At 65.6% G+C, this 20,638-nt stretch carries 15 protein-coding genes, 1 tRNA gene and 1 pseudogene; 7 read left to right on the top strand and 10 right to left on the bottom strand.

What is annotated here, in order from left to right:
• Positions 1–331: 331 nt before the first annotated feature.
• Positions 332–1,049, bottom strand: a pseudogene (locus tag FJQ54_RS07835) (IS5 family transposase).
• An 84-nt stretch (positions 1,050–1,133) separates the two neighbouring features.
• Here FJQ54_RS07835 and FJQ54_RS07830 point away from each other — a divergent pair.
• Positions 1,134–2,051 (top strand): hypothetical protein, encoded by a 918-nt coding sequence (locus tag FJQ54_RS07830; RefSeq protein WP_140927856.1) that lies wholly within the window; start codon positions 1,134–1,136, stop codon positions 2,049–2,051.
• Between the two features lie 170 nt (positions 2,052–2,221).
• On the opposite strand, the gene FJQ54_RS07825 is transcribed toward FJQ54_RS07830, so the two are convergent.
• Positions 2,222–2,312 (bottom strand) — tRNA-Ser (locus FJQ54_RS07825).
• Between the two features lie 36 nt (positions 2,313–2,348).
• On the opposite strand from FJQ54_RS07825, the gene FJQ54_RS07820 reads away from it, so the two are divergent.
• The 3 genes from FJQ54_RS07820 to FJQ54_RS07810 all read left to right on the top strand — a co-directional run bounded on the left by FJQ54_RS07820 (position 2,349) and on the right by FJQ54_RS07810 (position 6,146).
• A complete protein-coding gene (locus FJQ54_RS07820; RefSeq protein WP_140927855.1) occupies positions 2,349–4,016 on the top strand; it encodes a thiamine pyrophosphate-dependent enzyme in 1,668 nt (555 codons plus the stop codon).
• 50 nt (positions 4,017–4,066) lie between these two features.
• A complete protein-coding gene (locus tag FJQ54_RS07815; protein ID WP_235890368.1) occupies positions 4,067–5,224 on the top strand; it encodes a hydrolase in 1,158 nt (385 codons plus the stop codon).
• Between the two features lie 145 nt (positions 5,225–5,369).
• The gene (locus tag FJQ54_RS07810) at positions 5,370–6,146 is read left to right on the top strand and encodes a sulfite exporter TauE/SafE family protein (protein WP_140927854.1); all 777 of its coding nucleotides are present in this window, start codon (positions 5,370–5,372) and stop codon (positions 6,144–6,146) included.
• 25 nt (positions 6,147–6,171) lie between these two features.
• On the opposite strand, the gene FJQ54_RS07805 is transcribed toward FJQ54_RS07810, so the two are convergent.
• From FJQ54_RS07805 to FJQ54_RS07795, 3 genes are all read right to left on the bottom strand, one after another.
• Positions 6,172–7,566 (bottom strand): M20/M25/M40 family metallo-hydrolase, encoded by a 1,395-nt coding sequence (locus FJQ54_RS07805; RefSeq protein ID WP_140927853.1) that lies wholly within the window; start codon positions 7,564–7,566, stop codon positions 6,172–6,174.
• A 487-nt stretch (positions 7,567–8,053) separates the two neighbouring features.
• The gene (locus FJQ54_RS07800; RefSeq protein WP_140927852.1) at positions 8,054–9,223 is read right to left on the bottom strand and encodes a CaiB/BaiF CoA transferase family protein; all 1,170 of its coding nucleotides are present in this window, start codon (positions 9,221–9,223) and stop codon (positions 8,054–8,056) included.
• Positions 9,224–9,289: 66 nt separating this feature from the next.
• Positions 9,290–10,252, bottom strand: a complete 963-nt coding sequence (locus tag FJQ54_RS07795) for a formylglycine-generating enzyme family protein (protein ID WP_140927851.1) — start codon at positions 10,250–10,252, stop codon at positions 9,290–9,292.
• Positions 10,253–10,400: 148 nt separating this feature from the next.
• Between FJQ54_RS07795 and FJQ54_RS07790 the strand changes: the two genes are divergently transcribed.
• Together FJQ54_RS07790 and FJQ54_RS07785 are read left to right on the top strand one after the other, a co-directional pair.
• Positions 10,401–10,778: a VOC family protein gene (locus FJQ54_RS07790; protein WP_140927850.1), complete on the top strand. Its 378-nt coding sequence runs from the start codon at positions 10,401–10,403 to the stop codon at positions 10,776–10,778.
• Positions 10,779–10,925: 147 nt separating this feature from the next.
• Positions 10,926–12,230, top strand: a complete 1,305-nt coding sequence (locus tag FJQ54_RS07785; RefSeq protein WP_140927849.1) for an OmpP1/FadL family transporter — start codon at positions 10,926–10,928, stop codon at positions 12,228–12,230.
• Positions 12,231–12,342: 112 nt separating this feature from the next.
• On the opposite strand, the gene FJQ54_RS17775 is transcribed toward FJQ54_RS07785, so the two are convergent.
• From FJQ54_RS17775 to FJQ54_RS07770, 3 genes are all read right to left on the bottom strand, one after another.
• Positions 12,343–13,470 carry a PEPxxWA-CTERM sorting domain-containing protein gene (locus FJQ54_RS17775; protein WP_235890361.1) on the bottom strand — a complete coding sequence of 376 codons (1,128 nt, stop codon included), beginning with the start codon at positions 13,468–13,470 and terminating at the stop codon, positions 12,343–12,345.
• A gap of 63 nt (positions 13,471–13,533) precedes the next feature.
• Complete coding sequence (locus FJQ54_RS07775) at positions 13,534–15,471, bottom strand: toll/interleukin-1 receptor domain-containing protein (protein WP_140927848.1); 1,938 nt, start codon at positions 15,469–15,471, stop codon at positions 13,534–13,536.
• Positions 15,472–15,556: 85 nt separating this feature from the next.
• Positions 15,557–16,165: a TetR/AcrR family transcriptional regulator gene (locus FJQ54_RS07770; protein WP_140927847.1), complete on the bottom strand. Its 609-nt coding sequence runs from the start codon at positions 16,163–16,165 to the stop codon at positions 15,557–15,559.
• A gap of 133 nt (positions 16,166–16,298) precedes the next feature.
• Between FJQ54_RS07770 and FJQ54_RS07765 the strand changes: the two genes are divergently transcribed.
• Complete coding sequence (locus FJQ54_RS07765) at positions 16,299–16,832, top strand: hypothetical protein (RefSeq protein ID WP_140927846.1); 534 nt, start codon at positions 16,299–16,301, stop codon at positions 16,830–16,832.
• Between the two features lie 277 nt (positions 16,833–17,109).
• On the opposite strand, the gene prsR is transcribed toward FJQ54_RS07765, so the two are convergent.
• Positions 17,110–18,480: a PEP-CTERM-box response regulator transcription factor gene (gene prsR, locus FJQ54_RS07760; protein WP_140927845.1), complete on the bottom strand. Its 1,371-nt coding sequence runs from the start codon at positions 18,478–18,480 to the stop codon at positions 17,110–17,112.
• Positions 18,477–20,627, bottom strand: a complete 2,151-nt coding sequence (prsK, locus tag FJQ54_RS07755; RefSeq protein ID WP_181160041.1) for an XrtA/PEP-CTERM system histidine kinase PrsK — start codon at positions 20,625–20,627, stop codon at positions 18,477–18,479. Before prsK ends, prsR begins: the two co-directional genes overlap by 4 nt.
• Between the last annotated feature and the right edge of the window lie 11 nt (positions 20,628–20,638).

The raw sequence follows: 20,638 nt of genomic DNA, 5'->3' as shown, positions 1-20,638 counted from the left end.
GGAGGCTCTGTCTCCCCGCTGGAGAGAGGTGGAGAGAGGGGAGCAACGCCGGGCCTGATCCGCTACCCCCACGACCCGCTCAGCCTGAGCCTGTCGAAGGCCCCTGAGAAACCCACCAACCTCCCCACCAACCACACCCGTCGCCCCGGACTTGATCCGGGGTCCAGCTGTTCTTCGGCAACGCTGGAGAAGAAAGCTCGACCCCGGATCAAGTCCGGGGTGACGTGCGAAGAGGTCGGTGGGCAGCCCCAAAGCGCCGCAGGCAATAACCTCACCCTGGTGCCCAGCGGATGGCCCCCACCTCAACCCCTCCCCTAGGCGCTGTCTGCATTCATCGTATCCAGCTCATGGTGCAAGCGAGGTGGACGAAGCCCATGAAGGCTTGGAGTGTTTTCTCGCATCGCAGGGCGATCCTTCAGAAGCGATTGAGTTTGTTGAAGAAGCGTTCGATCTGGTGTCGCTCCTTGTAGAGTTTCCAATCGATGGTAGGGGCGCTGGCGCGACGGGGATCGGCCTTGATCTGTGCGGTTGCCCGCACATCGTGAGCGATGAAGGCGCGCAACGGATCGGCATCGTAGGCGGTATCGGCGATGATGTGGCCAACACCCTTCAAGCCGGACAGAAGTGCTTGGCCTGCGGGCTGTCGCCCCATTGGCCCGGCGTCGAGTGGATGCGCGGCGGCAGGCCAATCGCATCGACGGCGGCGTGCAGCTTTGTCGTCAGCCCCCTATATAACCGACCGACCGCGGCAGCTTCAGCCCCCCTTTTGCGCCCGTCGCGTCAGCGTGGACTTTCGATATGGTGCTGTCGATCAGGACATACTCAAAATCCGGCGTATCGGCCATGGTATGGAAAAGCCTCTCCCACACACCCGCATGGGACCAGCGCCGAAACCGCGCATGAACACCGCTCCACTTGCCAAACACCTCCGGCAAATCCCGCCAACGGGCCGCATTACCCGCCATCCACAGGATCGCATCCACAAACAACCGGTTGTCCACCCCACTGCGGCCCGGTGTATCAATCCGACCAGGAAGATGACCCTCTATCCGTTCTGAACCGCGCCGGGTTTGGCGGAGGCTGGTTGGTTTGAGTCACGCTGCCACATTCAGTGTGTTGATGGTAGCGTAGTAGTGTTCTTCGGCTTCCAGGCCCAACTCAATGACAACATGCAAGGAGCACAACTCGGCCCGACGGCAAAAGACCCCAGCTTGCTCGCAGGGAAGGTTGTGGACGAGCAGGGCCGGCCGCTGGTTGCCACCCACGCCAGCAAGGGGAAGGTCCGCTACCGCTACTATGTCAGTCGGCATCTCCAGCATGGGCTTGCAAAGGGGGACGGGAACAAGCGCCTGGATGGTCTGCGCATCCCCGCCAGGGAGTTGGAGCAGGTGGTGCTCCAGGCCATTGTCGGACAGCTCAAGGACCCCATCGCCATTGCACGACAGCTTGGGGCATCGACGGCTGACCCCAAACACCTGGCATCTATCGTGAGCCGGTCAGAAGCGCTGCTCGCCAAACTCGATGGCAAGCGAGGTCTTGCGGTGCAGGCTGTACTCGGCCGCATCGTCCGTCGCGTCGCCGTGCGGGAAGATGCCGTCGAACTCACCTTCGAGCCAACCACTCTCGGCAAAGAGCTAGGACTCCCCGCCGATACGGTCACTTCGGATGCAATGCATATCACCATCCCTGCTCGCATCCGGCGCTCCGGGCTCGCGGTGCGGTTCATTCTGGACAATGGCCAGCGCGCCGCCCCAGGCCTGGTCGACGCTAAGTTCCTTGCAGCCATTGCCCTGGGTCATAGCTGGTGGCAGCGCCTCACGGCCGATACCAATCTGACGGTCACCGATCTCGCAAGGGTCGAAGGCCTGTCACCCCCATACCTCGACCGCATCCTCCGCCTGACGTTCTTGGCACCCGATATCGTGGAAGCGCTACTCGACGGCACAGCACCCGCCGACCTCAATCTCGAGAGCACGAAGGACCTGAAGCGCATCGCGCCATCCTGGTCTGATCAGCGTCGGCTCATGGGCGTCGTCGCGCAACGCGTCTGAAGCCCCTCACCACACTCCCAACCGCCAAAATCCGCCACAGAGAATCCAGGCTCTTTCCGTCAACCTCCGCCGCCGCACGGCCAGGCCCCGGTTGGCCTGCGCCCGCAAACCCCCGGAAATCCGGGGGTAATTTGTGATATGTGATATATTATTCAATTATATCAGATGTTTGGCGGAGCGGGTGGGATTCGAACCCACGATAGGCTTTTGACCTATACACACTTTCCAGGCGTGCGCCTTCGACCACTCGGCCACCGCTCCGCGCTCTGGAGGGGCGGCCCCTAGCAGGGGGCGGGTATGCTTGACAAGGCGCTGTTGCGCGGCTTTGCCTTTCGCATGGGCCGAACGGTCTCCACATTGATCGCGGAAAGCCTCGCGGCTGCCGGAATCACTCATGCCTTCGCCGTGCCCGGCGAATCCTATTTGCCCTTGCTGGATGCCATGCGTGACGTGCCCGTCCGCCTTGTCACTTGTCGTCACGAGGCCGCCGCCGGGAACATGGCCGAAGCCGCCGCCAAGCTGACCGGCCTGCCCGGAGTCGCCATGGTCACACGCGGACCCGGTGCCACCCACGCGGCCATCGCCTTGCACACCGCGCAGCAGGATTCCACGCCGCTGCTGTTGCTGGTGGGGCAGGTGGGGGACGATATGATCGGCCGAGAGGCCTTTCAGGAGGTGGATTATCACCGCGTCTTCGGCAGCATCGCCAAGCAGGTGATCACCCTGCGCGAACCTGCGCGCGTGGCCGAACAAATGGCCTCTGCGCTGGCGACCGCCCTGTCCGGTCGCCCCGGCCCCGTGGTGGTGGTGTTGCCAGACGACAAGCTGGCGCTGGAGGCACCACCGGGCGTGGCGCTCGCCCCCGCCCCGCTGGAGCCTCCCGCGCCGCCTCAGCGGGCCATCCAGGCCATCTCTGCCCTGCTGGAGCACGCCGAACGGCCCATACTGCTGCTGGGCGGGCCGTTGTGGTCGGCGGACGACAGCCGGATGGCGGAACTGGTCGCGACCCGGCTTGGCCTGCCCGTTGTCACCAGCTGGAGACGCAAGGACCGGTTCGACAATGCCCACCCGCATTATGCCGGGGAGCTGGGACTGGGCGCCAACCCGGCGCTGTTGGCGGCGGTGAAATCGGCCGACTTGCTGCTGGTGGTGGGCGCGCGCCTCACCGAGAACGCCACACAAGGCTATACGCTGATCGACCCGGATTTCGCCGCCCGCGCGCTGGTGCACGTCTGCGCCGATCCCGAAGCTCTGCGCCGCACATGGCAGCCCCGGCTTGCCGTGCAGGCGAGCGCCGGGGAGGCGCTGGCGGCGCTTGCCACGCTGCCGCCGCATGAACGGACGCGCTGGGTGGCGGAGATGGCGGCGCTGCACCGGGATTGGAGCCGCCCCACAGCCGTGCAGTCCGGCGTGAACCCAGCCGACGTGATCCGTACCCTGTCCGATCAGCTGCCGCCGGACGCCATTTTCTGCAACGGCGCGGGCAATTTCGCCTCCTGGCTGCACCGCTTCCACCTGCACCGCCGGCCGCACACGCAGCTGGCCCCCACGTCCGGCGCGATGGGCTATGGCGTTCCCGCCGGGATCGCGGCTTCGCTGCTGCACCCGGATCGGCAGGTGGTGGTGGTGGCAGGCGACGGCGATTTCCTGATGTCTGCGCAGGAGCTGGCGACGGTGGCGCATGAAGGGGCCACGCCGCTGTTTGTGGTGATGGACAATGGGCAGTATGGCACCATCCGCATGCATCAGGCGCGCGATTATCCCGGCCGCCCCTCTGCCACGCGGCTGACCAACCCGGATTTCGCCACCTTCGCATGGAGCTTCGGCCTGCATGGCGAAACCGTGCGCAGCACCGCCGAATTTGCCCCGGCGCTGGAACGCTGCCGGGGCAAGGCGGCGTTGATCCATGTGCTGGTCGATCCGGACGAGATCGCGCCCGGCCGCAGACTTGCGGCAGACTTGTGAGCCTGTCCTCCGCCGAACAGGCCGCGCTCGCCACCATCGATCCCGCCGCCATGCTGGCGCAAGTCGAACGCTGGTGCGCGGTGAACAGCGGCAGCCGCAACCTGCCTGGCCTCGCCGCCACCGCCGGGCTGCTGGCCGACGCCTTCGCCTCGTTGGGCGAGGTGCGGGCGCTTGACCCGGCCGACGCCAGCCAGATGCTGCCCAGCGGCGACGTCGTCTCGCTGGCACATGGGCAGAACCTCCACCTCATCGTCCGCCCGCAGGCCCGCACCCGCGTGCTGCTGACGGGCCATTACGACACCGTTTTCCCGGTTGATCACCCGTTCCAGACGTTGGACTGGCGCGAACCGGGCATCCTGAACGGCCCCGGAGTGGCCGACATGAAGGGCGGCATCGCCGTGATGCTGGCCGCGCTGACAGCGCTGGAAGCCAGCCCATGGGCGCACGATCTCGGCTATGAAGTGGTGCTGAATTCCGACGAGGAAGTCTCCTCCCCCGGCTCCGCTCCGCTGCTGCTGGAAGCCGCGCGCCGGGTGGACGCAGGCCTGACGTTCGAACCCGCCCTGCCGGACGGCACATTGGCCGGTGCCCGCCCCGGCAGCGGCAATTTCGCCATCCACATCGCCGGGCGCGCCGCGCATGCGGGCCGCGAACCGGAAAAAGGCCGCAACGCCGTGATCGCCGCGGCTGACCTCGCGCTGCGCCTGTCCGCGCTGATCGCGCCGGATCTGAAGGTGAACGTCGCGAAGATCGAAGGCGGCGGCCCCAACAATGTCGTGCCAGACAGCGCAGTGCTGCGCGTGAACATGCGGCCCGCCACCCCGGAAGCCGAAACCCGCGCGCACGCTGCGCTGGAAGGCGCAATCGCCGCGGTCGCCCGCGCGCATGACGTCTCCGCCCACCGCCACGGCAACTTCGCCCGCCCGCCCAAACCACTGGATGCCAACCAGCTGCGCCTGTTCGAACTGGTGAAATCCACCGGCGCAGACCTTGGCCTGCCCATCGGCTGGCGCGACGCGGGCGGCGTCTGCGACGGCAACAACCTCGCCGCCACGGGCCTTGCCGTGGTGGATACGCTTGGCGTGCGCGGCGGGGCGATCCACTCGGCCGACGAGTATCTGATCGTCGAAAGCCTTGGCGAACGCGCACGACTGGCAGGGTTGCTGCTGATGCGGATTGCGCGGCTGGGGTTTTCCCGAGCGGCCTGAGGGCGGGCGTTTAACGAAGGGGGCCGCGACTCCCAATCTCAACCACAACAAAAGAGAAATGTGTCGCCCCAAAGAAAGGCTTTCGCCCGGCCCGGTTGCCAATCCCGGCCCCAGCCCATCTACTCGGGGCTGCGAGAGAGGTGGAATGACAGAGTTTCTACAAAGCATCGACTGGCAGGCGATCCTGCCGTTCATCGCCATCGGCTTCGCCGCCCAGATCGTGGACGGCGCGCTGGGCATGGCCTTCGGCGTGATCACCTCCACCCTGCTCGTCAGCGTGATGGGCGTGCCCCCGGCGCGGGCCTCGGCCAGCGTGCATATGGTGGAGCTGTTCACCACCGGCGCATCGGGCATCAGCCACATCCTGCACCGCAATGTGGATTGGAAGCTGTTCGCCCGCATCGCCATCCCCGGCGTGATCGGGGGCGTGCTGGGCGCCTATGTGCTCGGCTCGGTTGACAGCTCCGTCGCGCGCCCCTTCGTAATGACCTACCTCACCGGCATCGGCTTCTACCTGCTCTACAAAGCCCTTACCTACCCGTCCGAGCCGCCGGTGAAAGACCCGAGGCTCGTCACCCCGCTCGGTCTCGTCGGCGGCTTCCTCGATGCCTCTGGCGGCGGCGGCTGGGGGCCGGTCGTCACCTCCAACCTGCTGATTCAGGGATCGGATCCGCGCAAAACCGTCGGCACCGTCAACACCGCCGAATTCGTGCTGACGCTGGCCATCTCCATCACCTTTATCGCCACCGTCGGCCTGCACGCCTTCACGCTGGTCACCGCCGGCCTGCTGATCGGTGGCGTGGCGGCCGCCCCCTTCGGCGCATGGTTCGCAAAGAAAATCCCGGCCAAGACCCTGCTGCTGCTCGTCGGCATCGTGCTGACGGCAACCAGCTTCTTCAGCCTGTATAAGGCGATCGGCTGAAGGCGCGCGGTGGCGTCACGCGCCGCTATTTCGCATAGGCGATGATCAGGTCGTGCAGATAGGCGCGGCCGTTCAGCACGGACGAGACGCGGATTCGTTCGTTCAGGCCGTGAACCCCGCCGCCGTCAGCTTCGTAGAGGATGCCCGGAACGCCATAGACCGGGATTCCCGCTGCGGAGAGGAAGGGGCCGTCTGTCGCGCCCACCACCATGGTAGGAAGGACGGGCACGCCGGGGAAGTGCTTTTTCGCCACCGCCCTGGCAGGTTCGACCACGGCGGCGCTCATCGGCGGTTGGATCGCGATTTTGTTGCGGCTGATTTTGGGTGCAACCTTGATCGCCGGGTCGTTGATAGCGGTTTGCAAGGCAGCGAGGGTCGTTTCCACCGTTTCGCCGGGAATGATGCGGCAATTCACATTCGCGGTGGCGCGTTGCGGCAGCGCGTTCTGGGCGTGGCCCGCGCTGACCTGCGTTGCGACGCAGGTGGTGCGCAGCATGGCGTTCATCATCGGATCGCCGGACAGCAGCGCAGCGGCGGCTTCGTCCTTTTCATTTTTCGCGATGGCGAGCATCGCCGCGCCGACCGGGGCGGGCTGCGTGGGCGCGACGGCCGTGAAGAAAGCGCGGGTTGTGTCGTTCAGCCGGGCCGGGAATTTATACGCCTGCACCGCCTTCAGCGCGGTTGCCAGATCGTAGATCGCGTTATCCGGCACGGGGCGGCTGCTGTGGCCGCCCGGGTTCGTCGCGGTGACTTCGAAATCCTGATAATGTTTCTCGCCCACCTGCAGCGCCAGCAGTTCGGGCGTGCCATCGGGCTTCGGCCGGCCACCGCCGCCTTCATTCAGGGCGAATTCGGCGTCGATCAGCTCGCGGCGGTTGTTGGCCAGCCACTCCGCGCCGTTGAACGCGCCAGAGGTTTCCTCTCCGCAGGTCAGCGCCAGCTTCACCGTGCGGCGCAGCTTCGGCCCGGATTGTTTCAGGCGGATCAGGCTGTCTGCGAACACCGCCGCCATCGCCTTGTCATCCGCGACGCCGCGCGCGATGAAATAGCCGTCCTTCTCCACCAGCGTGAAGGGATCCTGCTGCCAATCCTCCCGCTTTGCCGCCACCACGTCGATATGCGCCAGCAACAGGATCGGCTTGCTGCGCTTGTCTGTGCCGGGAAGAATGGCGACGAGGCCGCCATCCTGCGGATGCTCGGGAACCGCGAACTGCACCAGCTGATCGTCCGTGAAGCCCGCCGCCTTCATCCGCGCGGCGATCTGCCCGGCCGCTTTGGTACAACTGCCCTCGTTCACGACGGTGTTGGTCTCCACCAACTCCTTATAAAGCGCGCGGAAGGCGGGCTCCGTGGCGTCAGCGGCAAAAGCGGGGGCGGCGGTGGCGGCAAGCAGGGCCGCGAGCAAGGGCAGGGTTCGCATGGCCCAAGAACCTGCACGTGCGGGGCGGGGGATACAAGGTGGGATTTTTTGGGGCGGTGTGGGGGCTCCGGCGGGCGGGGCTTTGCCCTTGGAACCCGGCCTTGGGCTTTTTTTGCGCGCCGCGCGGGCAGGGAAATGATTTCCCTGCACCCTCAAAATTCACGTCGCGCCCCAACTCCAACGCCGTGTGAGTGATCCGCTTCGGTTGCCTGCGGCGCCACGTGGCTCTCTCTCCCCGCTGGGGAGAGAGTTGGAGAGAGGGGAGCAACGCCGGGCCTGATCCGGGGTGACGGGTGGGGTGGTGGGTGGGACAGGCTCCAAAGCGCCGCAGGCCATCACCTCGAACCTCGCGCCAAGCGGATGGCCCCCACCCCAACCCCTCCCCTGCAGGGGAGGGGCTCAGAAAAACTCAGGGGGTGCAGGGGCGTCACGCCCCTGCCGGGTCCCGGGCAGAGCCCGGGCCGCCGGAGGCCAACCCACCGCCCCGCTAACCGATCCCAACCTCCCGCCGGATCTCCGCGCCATGCTCGCCTTGCAGCGGCGGCTGTGTCGGCCCCGGTGTTTCCCAGCCGGAGAAGGTCACCGGAGGCTTCAGCTGCAGCCATCCGCCTTCGGTCGGGTGTTCGGTGCGGCGGAAGAAGCCCACCGCGTTCAGGTGCGGGTCGTCCGGCACGTCTGCCATGTCGCGGGCGATCATGGCGGGGATGCGGGCGGCTTCGCAGCGGGCCAGCACGTCGGCGCTGCCGAGGCTGGCCGTCAGACGGGCGATTTCACGATAGAGGGCCGGCAGATTCTGCGCCCGCCCGGCGCGGGTGGATAGCTGCGGCTGTTCCAGAAAGACCGGGTTGCCAAGCGCCTCGAACAGGCGCGGCCAGGATTCGTCTGTGTAGGGCACGATGCTGACGAAGCCGTCTGCGGTGCGGAAGGGCTGGCGATCCGGGTCGATCTGCCGGGAATAGCAGATGGGCGCGGTGGGCGGATCGAAGGTACGCCCGCCCAGATGCTCCAGCAGCATGAAGTGGGCAAAGCTCTCCATCATCGGCACGTCGATCTTCTGCCCTTCACCGGTGCGCAGCTTATGGATGATGGCGGCCAGCACCGCATAGGCGGCGTGCAGCCCGGCCACCTTGTCGGCGATCAGGCTGGGCAGATAGCGCGCCGCCGGGTTGCCATCCACGCGGGAGAGCAGGCTGGTGGTGCCGGTGATAGCCTGAATCACATCGTCATAGGCCTGAAGCCCGGCGTAGGGGCCGTCTTCCCCGAAGCCGAGGCAATGGGCGTAGATGATATCCGGCTTCACCGCGCGGATGCTGTCATAATCCAGCCCCAGCGTTTCCGCCGCCTTGCCCCGCACGTTCAGGATGAATACGTCGGCCGTTTCCACCAGCTGCCGCATCGCGGCGCGGTCCTCGTCCGTCTTCAAGTCCAGCTCGATCGAGCGCTTGCCCCGGTTCAGCCCCATGAAGCCGGGGCTCATGCCCGGGGTTTTCGCATGCTTGCCGGCCCAGCGGAACTGGTCGCCGATGCCGGGCGCTTCCACCTTGATCACGTCTGCGCCCAGATCCGCCAGAATCTGCGTTGCATAAGGTCCGAACACCACCCCGGTGCAATCCAGAATCCGGATGCCCTCCAGCATGGGCGCGTTGCTCTCGATCATCGGCATTCCTTTCGGGCCCCTCATGCCGAAGGGCGAGCGGGCTATGCCATCTGCAATAGAGCTAGGTCAGGCCGGTTTTGACGGCCGGATGATGCAACGGAAGCCCAGATGGCTCATCGCGCTGTCCAGCATCTGCGCGTGGCGCGCGGCAGGGCGGTATCGGCGGCAGTAATCCGGGGTGCACAGGTGAGAGCCGCCTTTCAGCACCTTCCGGGGAATGCGGATGCCCGGCATGGCCGGATCGAAACTGCCGTCCATTGCCGCGCCGCGTGGATTGGCGGGCACGCAGCAGCTTTTGCCGACGGGCGGGCCTTCGTGGCGGGCAGCATACCAGTCGTCCGTCCATTCCCACACATTGCCGATCATGTCGTACAGCCCGAACGCATTGGCCGGGAAGCTTTTCACCGGAGAGGTGCGGGCGAACCCGTCCGCTTCGCTGTTTCGCCACGGGAACTGGCCCTGAAACACATTGGCCATATGCCGCCCGTCCGGCTCCAGCTCGTCGCCCCAGGCATATTCATGGCTGCTGTTGCCGCCCCAGCCGGCGAATTCCCATTCGGCTTCTGTCGGCAGCGATTTCCCCGCCCAGCGCGCATAGGCGGCGGCATCGTCGTGGCACACATGCACCACGGGGTGATCCTCCTCAGCCTGCGGCCCGCCCGGCCCCAGCGGCTGCCGCCAGTGTGCGCCCGGCACAAAGGCCCACCAGATCATCCAGTTGTCCAGCCGCACCGGCCCCGGCGGCGGGGTGAAGACAAGGCTGGACGGCACCAGCAGGGAGGGGTCCGCGCCGGGATAATCCTCTGCGCTGGGCGCGACTTCGGCCACCGTCACATAGCCGGTTTCCGCCACGAAGGCGGCGAATTGCCGGTTCGTCACCGGCGTTTCATCCATCCAGAAACCCGACACCTCTACGGCATGCGCCGGAGCTTCTTCCGGGTAATGCACGTCCGATCCCATGCGGAACTGCCCGCCCGGCACCCACAACATGCCCGGCGGCGGGCCGTCCTGCTGAATCTCGCTTTGCATCACCGGATATTAGCGCCGGGCGCGGCAGTGTCGAGCAGCCCGGCACCCGCGCACGTCTCATCATCCTTGAGAGTTCGACTTTGCCGCCGTTCGCGGGCATTCAGGGCGCGCGGCGACCCCATCCGGGGAGCCAGATGGGGAGAGAGAGATGTTCAGCCACATCATGCTCGGCGCAGACGATATCGAAGCGTCCAAGGCCTTTTACGATGCAACCTTCGCCGTGCTGGGGGTGAACCCCGGCTTCACAGACGATAAGGGCCGGGTGTTCTGGATGGCCCCCACCGGCATTTTCGCCATCACCAAGCCGCTGGACGGCAAGCCCGCCTCCTGCGGCAACGGCTCCACCATCGGCATCGCGATGAAATCCCCGGAAGAAGCGGACGCATGGCACGCCGCCGGGCTGAAGGCGGGCGGCACCGCCTGCGAAGATCCGCCGGGCGCTCGCAGCGGCAGCACCGGCAACCTCTACCTCGCCTATCTGCGCGATCCGTCCGGCAACAAGCTCTGCGCGCTGCATCGGATGTAGGTTGCGGACCTGTCCGGCGGGGTCAGCCTCGCCGGACAGGCTGCCATATGCTATTTGGGGACCCCTCCGAAAGTCGCGACTCGCTTGACCGGGAACGGGTGGATCGGCAACGGGCGCGCCAACGGATTTCTGGAAAGCTCCCCTCACATGTCGAACTTTTTTGCGCGCGCGCTTGCCGCTGCCCTGCCGCTCACGCTCCTCGCCGCTCCGGCGTTCGCCTCTGGCTTTGCCCTGCGCGAAGCCTCTCCGGGCGGCGTTGGCCGCGCCTTTGCGGGGGAAGGTGCCATCGCCGACAGCGCCGCCACGGTCTGGTACAACCCGGCCGGCATGACGAAGCTGGAAGGCTTCACCGCCACCGGCGGCGCGCATCTGCTGTTCGTGCAATCCAGCCAGAGCGACCGCGGCACCACCCGCAGCGTGCCCGGCCTTGCCACCGCGATCGCCACCGGCGGCGGCGATGGCGGCAATCCTTTCCACCCCGTGATCATCGTCCCCACCCTCTATGCCAGCATGCAGCTGACAGACCGGCTGTGGGCCGGAATGGGCGTGAACACCCCCTTCGGGCTGGTGGTGGATTATGACGACGGCTGGTTCGGCCGCTATGACAGCACCCGCTCCGTCGTGAAGACCTACAATGTCCAGCCCTCGCTGGCGTGGAAGCTGGATGACCGTTTCTCCATCGGCGGCGGCGTCAGCATCCAATATATCGAAGCGGATCTGAACAACGCCCTGCCCAACCTCTCGCCCCTGCTGGCAGACGGCAGCGCGCGGGTGAAGGGTGACGACATCTCCTTCGGCTGGGATATCGGCGGCCGCTTCGAATCCGGCCCCATCGCTGTCGGCCTGCACTATCGCTCGCAGGTGAAGCACAAGCTGAAGGGCAGCTTCACCGTCAGCGGCCTGCTCGGCCCGCTCGCCGGGTCCAACGGCGAAACAGACGCCCGCGCACCCATCACCTTGCCGGACAGCCTGGCTTTTTCCGCCGCCATCCGGGCCAGCGAACGCGCCCGCATCCTTGCCAGCGCGGAATGGACCAACTGGTCCGTGTTCGATGCCATCCGCATCGAAACGGTTGATGGGGTCTCCATCAGCAGCTCGCCGCAACATTATCGCGACAGCATGAGCTTCCACCTTGGCGGCGAATATGATGTGTCCGATCGCTGGACGGTCCGCACCGGAGTCGCCACCGATTCCACCCCCACGGTGGATCGCTATCGCACCAGCCGCGTGCCCGACGGAGACCGGGTGTGGCTGACGGCGGGCGCAAGCTGGAAGCTGAACGACAACATCGAAACCCGCTTCTCCTACGCCCATGTGTTCGTAACCACCGAAGCGCTGGACCGGGAGGACGACTTCTACAGCGGCACCCCCGCCGCGATCACCAGCACCCTGCGTTCGGAAAATCGTGGCAGCGTGAACATGGTTGGGGCGGACGTCACCGTCCGCTTCTGACCAGCCTGCATTGGGCTGATCCGCCCAAAACGAAAACCGCGCCGCCGGTCAGACCAGCGGCGCGGATTCATTTCAGGATCGGCACTGGCCGATCAGCCACCAGCTTTTCGGCTCAGGCGCTTTCCACGGGCTTCCGGCCCCGGCGCATGGACAGGCCGACAAGGCCGAAGCCCATGATCAGCATCGCCCAGGTGTCCGGCTCAGGGATTGCCCCGCCCGGCGCGGTGAAGCCGAAATTGCCATTCTCGTCGATGGTGCCCAGCTTCAGCACATAATCGCGCTTCTGGTCCCCTTCGGAACGGAAATCGTCGCAGGTCGGGTCTGCCAGATTGCTCAGCAGCGGGATCAGCGAGCCGCGCGTGCTGCCCCGGCCCACCGGATCGGCGAAGCAGGAGAAGGCGATGATCGAGCGGCTCGATTCATTGTCCCCCGTCAGCGAGTCGCCGAAGGTGCTGGTGGTGATCTGGTAGGTGATGCTGCCCGAATCGGTAATCGGCGTGTCGAAGTTGACAGTGAAATTGCTCTGGTCCCAGCCATAGATCAGGCCGTAGCCGTCATTCTGCAGCAGCTGGAAGCCGGGCAGCACTGTCGACAAATCGTCGAGCGCGCCCAAAACGCCGTTGATGTTGCTGTAGCTGAGCAGAACGGGCGGATTGGTGCCATTGTCGAACAAGGTCAGGCCGCCCCCAATCGAATATTGGGTGGTCCCGTTCACCAGCACATCAAATGAAAAATAGCTGCCCGCCATCCCCGGCGGCAGGACAGACGAGCCGCCATCGATCATGGCAGCGAAATCGACCGCGCCGGTGGTGGCACCAAGGCAGGTCGGCAAGGTCGCGCCGGTGCAGACCGGCACATTGTTGCCGAACGGGGCCATGTAAAAGCCGAAGGTCGACTGGAAGATCGTCGACGTCATGCTGTTGATCTGCGCCGCACCAAGATCACTGAAGTCCAGCGTCACGCCGACAAGCGAGCCAGAGCCATTGCCCGCGCCAGCCGATATCGAGCTGGACGAGAAGAACACGCTGCTGCCGGTGGTGGTGACATTGGCGGCATAGCCCGCGCCCTTGCCGGAACTGTCCGACTTGTAGAGCACTTCCGGCGTGGTGCCGAGGCTATCCAACGTATTTTCGATCACGAGGACATGCCCGTAATCAGGTGTTACGCTGACATTATAGGCACCTGCAGAGGTTGCCCACAGTGCGACTGTCGCAAGAAAAATGCCCTTTTCGAACCGCATGACTGCCCCCGATTCAATGCTCCGAATTGAGAAATAGTATAACGGATAAGCTGAAATGTCGAGTTAGCCCGCCCTGTTAACCCCCTTTTTTCCAATGGCGTCGCATGTCGCCTTCAGCCCCTTCGTGAAGCCGCTGTCCGCGCCCATTGTCGCGTTCAGCATTTCGATCCCCTCAGCACACTCCGCCACTGCGCGCGCATGATTTCCCGTGCGATCCAGCAAGGATGCCCGAGTCACCAGCACTTCGCCGATATTGGCGTGGCGCTTGCCATAGCTCGCCTCGTAGTTGCGCTGTGCTTCATCCAGATGCCGGATTGCACCGCGCAGGTCACCATGCTGCTCGGCGACCTGCGCTCGATAGAATTCGGCGATTCCGATATTGTAATGTGGGCCTTTATACACCGCGCGATAGGCGTCGATCGCCTCTGCCAAGGCCGTATCTGCAAGGTCCAGCTTGCCTTCCGCCTGATAGATGGAGCCTTGCAGAGACAACACATCGGCGCGGATCGGGTTGGTTTTATCCAGCACGCGCGACACGATCGCCAGCGAGCGGCTGATCCGCTGTTCGGCCAACTGATATTCGCCGCCATTATAGGCCGCCAGCGCCAGGTAGAAGAAATTATAGCCGGTGTTCAGATGCTGCTCGCCGCGATAGGCGCGGAACAGCCGGTTGGCTTCCTGCAAAGAGGCCTCCGCCTCGTCCAGCCGCCCCAGATCAATGAGGATGCGCCCGCGCCCTTCCAGCACATCGGCCCTCAGCTTCGGATCGATATCCTTTTCCGCCGCCACGAAGCGCACGGCTTCGTCGAAGAAGCCCAGCGCCTGATCGGCCTCGCCGTTGATATAGGCGATATTGCCCCGCATCGCCGCCAGCTGCGCCCGCAGCGCGACATGTTCCTTGCGATCCTGCCCCAGCATCGAATCCGCATTGCTGAGCGTCTGCAAGGCGCGTTCCGGCTGGCCCTTTCGCAGATAATTGTTGGCGAGCGCGATCAGCGCCGGCGCACCATCCGGCCCGGCGCGCTTGATCGCGGGCATGGCGCGCGCCAGCGCCACTTCGGAATCGTCCAGCAGACCAAGGTTGGTATAGGCGCGCCCCACCGCCGTCACCAGCCGCGCCTCGATCTCCGGCTGGTTGCGCAATTCCGTCCGTGCCCGCTCCGCCCCGCGCGAAAGGATCGTCACCAGGCTGACAGTGCGCGGATTTTCCGTCGCCGGATCGGATAGCTCGAAGGTGCCGATCAGGTAATCGGTCGCAGCCCGCGCCGCCGCCGTCTCTCGCTCGGCAATCACCCGCTGCTCCACCGCCACCGCCCGCTGCTGGTTGGCGTAAAAGGCCAGCCCCGTCGTCAGCAGCATCCCCACGGAGGCTGCGGTTGCAATCCATGTCAGCCGCCGCGCCCGGCGCTGCGCCTCGCGCTGCACCAGATCGTCCAGCCTCAGCCCGGTGATCCCGGCGATCAGCTTCATCAGCGCCAGCCGCCGCCCGTCCTTGCCGGGGCGGATATCCGCCGCGATCGGCTCGGCGGGCGTGTCCGTCAGTTGCCCGTCCGCCCCCAGCCGGTATCTCAGCGAGACTGAGAACGCCTCCTCCTCCTCCCGCCCCGGCATGGCAGAGGCATAGGGTTCGCCGCCCACGATCAGCGCGAACACCCGGTTCTCCCCATGCAGGGATTTGAAGTAGCGGATTTCCTCCTGAACATAGGTGGAGTGCGCCGACGCGGGCGACGCCACCACAATCAGATGCTCGCTATTCTCCAGCGCGCCATGCAGATCCCCGCCCAGATCGGCGGAAACCGCCAGCTCGTCCCGATCGCGGAACACCGGGATCAGCCGCGCGGGCACCTTGCCCTTCGCCGTTTCCCGCCCGACCAGCTTTTTGGGAATCACATAGCGTTCGAGCGCCTTATGCAGCCACTCGGTCTCAGCCTTGTTGCGGTGGCTGTAACTCAGGAACGCTACGTATCGCGCCATCTGCTTCGCGCCGCCCTCCTGCTGCACCGGATGCTAGGCGAATCGGGCGGCATAGGCAAACGGCATCACCAGTGCCGCTTCCTCGCGACGGTCAAGGGTGTTCGCCCGCAGATCAGCCTTCAGAGGCGATCAGCGCCCGCGCAGCCCGCAGAACCGCCTGTCGGCTTTCCTCCACCGTCAGCCCCTGTTGCTCCCGCAGGCGCTGCCACGCTTCCAGAGACAAGAGCAGCGACAGCAGCTCGAATTTCTCCCGGTCCGCCAGAAGTTGCGACGGCACGGAGGCCGCCAGCAGATCGCGGCTCATCACCGTTATCCGCCGGTGCTGCGCGGCGATTGCGCGGCTGCGATGGCGGTGCACGTCGATCGCCGTCTTGAACGGCGCCATCATCTCAAAAAACTCGGCGCGACGGGCGATGGCATCGGTCAGGCTGTCCGGCCATTCGCGCTGTTCTATCGGCCGGTCCAGAATCGGGCGGACCCGCTCGAACACCACGGCCGCAAGCTCCAGATGCAGCTTCTCCATCTCCTCGAAATGGCGAAACACCGTCCGCAACGACACACCGGCCCGCGCCGCCACCGTCTCCGCCGTGGGCGAAGGCTGGCCGGATTCCACAAGGTCGATCATCGCTGCCAGAATCTGACGGCGGCTGGCAGCCGAGCGCTCCCGGCGGCCATCAACCTTGGCAGGATGCAGGTTTTTCGGACTCGTTGCCATATCCATTGCCATTAACTACTCGATTTCCGGCTTTGTCTCAAAGCATTTCGACGCCATGCTTGAAATTCCGTCTTAGAATTCGAGCTGATGAGGACCTCAAGCCTGTCCTACATCGCAACCCCATCTTATGTTCCCGGGCATGACAAAAAAATCTTGCAGCCAGAAACTCGGCCGCCGCTCCCAACGGGACAGGCTCCCCCTCGCCAATCCCTCCCCCCGGCTCCGAGTCGCGCGCCGACGCGGGCAACGGCCCACGCGCGAAGGACATTTTCTGAACGGCCTGCTCGAATCCGGGCTGGGCGCGGGCCTCTCCCGCTCGGGCCTGAAGCTGGAGGATGTGCTGGCGCTCAGGCGGCACAACCACAGCTTCGCCGCCTCCTGGGCCGCCACGGACCTCGCCCGGCTGGAAGCCATCGACACCCTGCTGATCGACCATCTGATGGACGAACTGGGCAAATCCCCCACCGAGCGCAAAAAGGCCGAGCTGGACCGCAACCTCATCACCATCTGGCAACGGCTGAAAGACGAAGCCGCCACCCGCGCCACAACACCCACTACCGAACCAGCCGCCACCAACAGCGCAGACGACGAAGCCGAAATGGAACAGCTGATCGCCCGCGTGGAAGCCGCCATCGCCGAAGCGGAACGCGAACTGAACCTGCCCAACGGGTAGCCTTTCGCGAGCGGAGAGGTTTTCGAAGGGGCTCCTCCCCTTCACCCCGGCAGGGGCGTGACGCCCCTGCACCCCCGGACTTTTTACTTAGCCCCTCCCTGTCAGGGGAGGGGTTGGGGTGGGGGCCATCCGCCTGGCGCGAGGCTGGAACTTATTGCCTGCGGCGCTTTGGGACGGAGTGTCCCACCCACCCCTCCACTCGTCACCCCGGACTTGATCCGGGGTGACGTTGTGGTGGCGGGGAGGCATCGTTTACAGCCCCACACTCCACAGCGCCTCACGGCTGCGGAATATCCAGCTCCCGGATCAGATCATACAGCGTCGGCCGGCTGATCCCCAGCAACTTGGCCGCCCGGCTGATGCTGCCGCTGGTCGCTGTCAGCGCCGCGCCGATGGTCCGCCTGTCGGAAATCATCCGCGCGTCACGCAGCGTCTGGATCGCCGCTTCGGGCTGATCGGCCAGATCCATGTCGGCGGCGGTGATCTGGGTGCCGTCCGCCATGATCACCGATCGCTTCACCCGGTTTTCCAGTTCGCGCACATTGCCCGGCCAGCTGTGCAGGCTGATCGCCGCCAGCGCGTCCGGCCCGAAGCGCAGCGAAGGCCCCGGCCGCCCAGCGCTGAACTTGTGCAGGAAATGATTGGCCAGCAGCGTGGCGTCGCCCTCGCGCTCGCGCAGCAACGGGATGCTGATCGTCACTTCGGCGATGCGATAGAACAGATCTTCCCGGAAGCCGCCGTCGGCGATCATCCGCTTCAGATTGCGGTGGGTCGCGCAGATGATGCGCGTGTCCACCTCGATGGGCTTGCGTCCGCCGATCCGCTCGATCACCCGTTCCTGAATGAAGCGCAGCAGCTTCACCTGCAACGGCAGCGGAATATCTCCCACTTCGTCCAGAAACAGCGTGCCGCCCTGCGCCAGTTCGATCTTGCCCTCGGTGGTTTTCACCGCGCCGGTGAAGGCCCCGCGCTCGTAACCGAACAGCTCGGCTTCCAGCAGATTGTCTGGGATGGCCCCGCAATTGATGGCGACGAACGGCCCGTCGGCCCGTCGGGAGGACAGATGCACCCCGCGCGCCAGCACTTCCTTGCCGGTGCCGGACGCCCCCAGCAGCAGCACAGACACATCGGTCGGCGCGACTTTCTCCACCATGGTGGAGACTTTCAGCATTTCCGGCGCACCGGTGATCAGATTCGCCAGCGGCGCATCCTGCTGGCTGGCGGCCAGACGGCGGTTTTCCGCCTCGATCTGCGCCACATGGAAGGCGCGGCCCACCAGAAAGCCCAGTTCGTCGATGTCGATCGGCTTCTGATAGAAATCGAACGCCCCCAGCGCGATGGCGCGGCGCGCGCTGTCCCGCGCACCATGGCCGGATGCCACAATCACCTTGGTGTGTGGGGCCATCAGCAGGATCTCCTCCAGCGTGGCAAAGCCCTCTGTCGCGCCGTCGGCGTCCGGCGGCAGGCCCAGATCCAGCGTCACCACGGCCGGGCGATGCGCGCGCATCGCCGCCACCGCGCTTTCCCGGTCGCCTGCGATCACCACCTCATAATCCTCATAGGCCCAGCGCAGCTGGCGCTGAAGCCCGGCGTCGTCCTCCACCACCAGAAGGATGGGCTTTTCGATGGCCTGCGGCGCGGTACTCATGAGCGAACGACCTTTTTCAGCGTCTGTCCCGGTGTCTTGCCGGTGCGGGGAAGGGTTAGGGTGAAGGTGCTGCCTTCACCGGGCCTGCTTTCGACTTCCAGCCGCCCGCCATGGGCGCGGGCGATTTCCCGCGCTTCGAAGGCACCGATACCGAAGCCGCCGTCTTTGGTGGAGCGGAACGGCTTGAACAGTTCGTCGCGCACGAAGGCGGGCGACATGCCATGCCCGTTGTCGGATATGCTGATCTTCACGTCTGCCGCGCGCAGCTCCAGCTGCAGGCGGATGGGCGCGTCGGGCGCGCTGGCGTCGATGGCGTTCTGCACAAGATGGGTCAGCATGGCTTCCAAACGGCCGCCATCGCCCGGAATTTCAATCTGCCCGTCTGCGCCTTCCAGCTCCAGCGCGCTGTGCTGCCGCCGCTGCGCCGCCGCAACGATGGTCAGGATGCGGGCGATATCCACATAATCGCCCGGCTGCTCCCCGGCCGCGCCGCGCACTTCCGGCTCGCGCGCCATCAGCTTCAACAGGTCCGTCATCTTCGAAACGCTGGCGTTCAGCGTGGCGATCATGTCCGCGCGGAACTCCGGCTTGTCGGCATGGCGTTCGGCGTTGCGGGCCAGCAGGCCCAGCTGGCTCACCACATTCTTCACATCGTGCATCACGAAGGCGAAGCGGCGGTTATATTCCTCGAAGCGCCGCGCTTCCTCCAGCTGCGTCTGCGTTTCCGCTTCCGCCAGATAGGATGCCGATTGCCGCCCCAGCGTGCGCAGCAGATCATAATCCTCCCAGTTCAGGTCGCGCGCGGCGAGGCTGCGCTGCAACAGCAGGATGCCTGCCAGCGTGTCGCGGTGGATCAGCGGCACGCCCAGCCAGATGGATTTGTCGCCAGCGGCCCAGGCGGGCAGCGTGAGCGACCCGTGGCTGCCGCTGGTCCCGGCGGCCGCATCGGCGCGCAGCTGGTCGAAATCCGCAATCCGCCCGGCTTCGGAGAAATACAGCGTCAACGCCGCCGAATCCGCCACGGTGGACACGTCCAGATCGGGCCAGCGCCAGCGGCTCGTCAGATGATAGCCATGGCCGTCCAGCGGCTCGAACAGCGCGCCGCCGGGGCATTCCAGCACCGTGGCGATGGCTTCGATCAACCGCTCCCGCACGGGGGCCACCGGCAGTTCGGTGCGCGTGGCTTCCGCGGAATCGATCTTGTCGATGAAGCGCAGCCACTCCACCCGGTAATCATAGCGATAACGATAGAAGTTGCGGGCAATGCGCACGCGCAGTTCCGCGCGGAAGCGCGGGCTCAGCATCACCAGCACGCCCGCGATCATCGTCGCGGCCAGGAAGGTCACCTGCAGCAGCTGGCCCCAGCTGCCGCCGGTGATCTTCAGCCCATAGGCCAGCAGCGACATCACGATCAGATACAGGCCGATGATGGAGAAGCTGACAGTCTGGAACGCCGCCTGCCGCGAAAGGTGGAACCGCCCGTCGCCATCCTGCCTCAGCGCCAGATAGATCAGCGGCACCGCCAGTGCGTTCACCGCCCCCCGGATCCCCAGCAGCGACTGGTTGATGTCCCCCAACAGGAACTGCAGCGTATACAGGTTCAGATCATAGGCGAAGATCACCCCCAGCCCCACGGCGAACAGGCGGAACGACAGCCCCCCGCCATCGCCGCTGTTCACATACAGATTGTGCAGCAGCACCAGCCCGGAGATGGCGAGGATCAGCCGCCCGGCCACGAACAGCATCGCCCCGAACGGCTCATCCGTCAGCGATCCGCTGCTGGAGCCCAGGTTGAACATGATATCCAGCGCCAGCTGAAGCGCGATGATGAAGCCCAGCCCCAGCGCCAGCACGAAGGATTGTGAGGGCCGCTCCGCCAGCCCGAGGGACCGGCGCTGCAGCAGGATCAGCACGCCGATCCAGCTCGCCGTGCGCAGCGTCTCTGCGCGGGACAGCCACGGCACCTGTTCCGGCCCATAGATATCCGCCAGCACATGCCCCGCCGCCCAGAAAGCGGTTACGAACGAGGCCAGCGCCACCGCCAGCCGCACGCCCGTGGGGGCTCGGCGCACAGACAGCGCCAGCCCCAGCACCGCGAAGGCGATGGTGGCCACCAGATGGCTCAGCAGGCTGATCGTTCCCAGCATGGCCGGCATTT

The sequence above is a fragment of the Sandaracinobacter neustonicus genome (assembly GCF_006385875.1).
In the GTDB taxonomy this organism is placed as follows: domain Bacteria; phylum Pseudomonadota; class Alphaproteobacteria; order Sphingomonadales; family Sphingomonadaceae; genus Sandaracinobacteroides; species Sandaracinobacteroides neustonicus.
Note: the sequence above shows the minus strand (reverse complement) of the source record. Positions and strands in the feature narration are given on the sequence as shown.

Excerpts from the sequence above, each read along its gene's own strand:
- FJQ54_RS07815 (WP_235890368.1), top strand. The coding sequence starts at position 4,067 with ATGCTGGCGCAAGTCGAACGCTGGTGCGCGGTGAACAGCGGCAGCCGC.
- FJQ54_RS07785 (WP_140927849.1), top strand. The coding sequence starts at position 10,926 with ATGTCGAACTTTTTTGCGCGCGCGCTTGCCGCTGCCCTGCCGCTCACG.
- FJQ54_RS07770 (WP_140927847.1), bottom strand. The coding sequence starts at position 16,165 with ATGGATATGGCAACGAGTCCGAAAAACCTGCATCCTGCCAAGGTTGAT.
- FJQ54_RS07820 (WP_140927855.1), top strand. The coding sequence starts at position 2,349 with ATGCTTGACAAGGCGCTGTTGCGCGGCTTTGCCTTTCGCATGGGCCGA.
- FJQ54_RS07800 (WP_140927852.1), bottom strand. The coding sequence starts at position 9,223 with ATGATCGAGAGCAACGCGCCCATGCTGGAGGGCATCCGGATTCTGGAT.
- FJQ54_RS07790 (WP_140927850.1), top strand. The coding sequence starts at position 10,401 with ATGTTCAGCCACATCATGCTCGGCGCAGACGATATCGAAGCGTCCAAG.
- prsR (WP_140927845.1), bottom strand. The coding sequence starts at position 18,480 with ATGAGTACCGCGCCGCAGGCCATCGAAAAGCCCATCCTTCTGGTGGTG.
- FJQ54_RS07805 (WP_140927853.1), bottom strand. The coding sequence starts at position 7,566 with ATGCGAACCCTGCCCTTGCTCGCGGCCCTGCTTGCCGCCACCGCCGCC.
- prsK (WP_181160041.1), bottom strand. The coding sequence starts at position 20,627 with ATGCTGGGAACGATCAGCCTGCTGAGCCATCTGGTGGCCACCATCGCC.
- FJQ54_RS07765 (WP_140927846.1), top strand. The coding sequence starts at position 16,299 with ATGACAAAAAAATCTTGCAGCCAGAAACTCGGCCGCCGCTCCCAACGG.
- FJQ54_RS07795 (WP_140927851.1), bottom strand. The coding sequence starts at position 10,252 with ATGCAAAGCGAGATTCAGCAGGACGGCCCGCCGCCGGGCATGTTGTGG.
- FJQ54_RS07810 (WP_140927854.1), top strand. The coding sequence starts at position 5,370 with ATGACAGAGTTTCTACAAAGCATCGACTGGCAGGCGATCCTGCCGTTC.
- FJQ54_RS17775 (WP_235890361.1), bottom strand. The coding sequence starts at position 13,470 with ATGCGGTTCGAAAAGGGCATTTTTCTTGCGACAGTCGCACTGTGGGCA.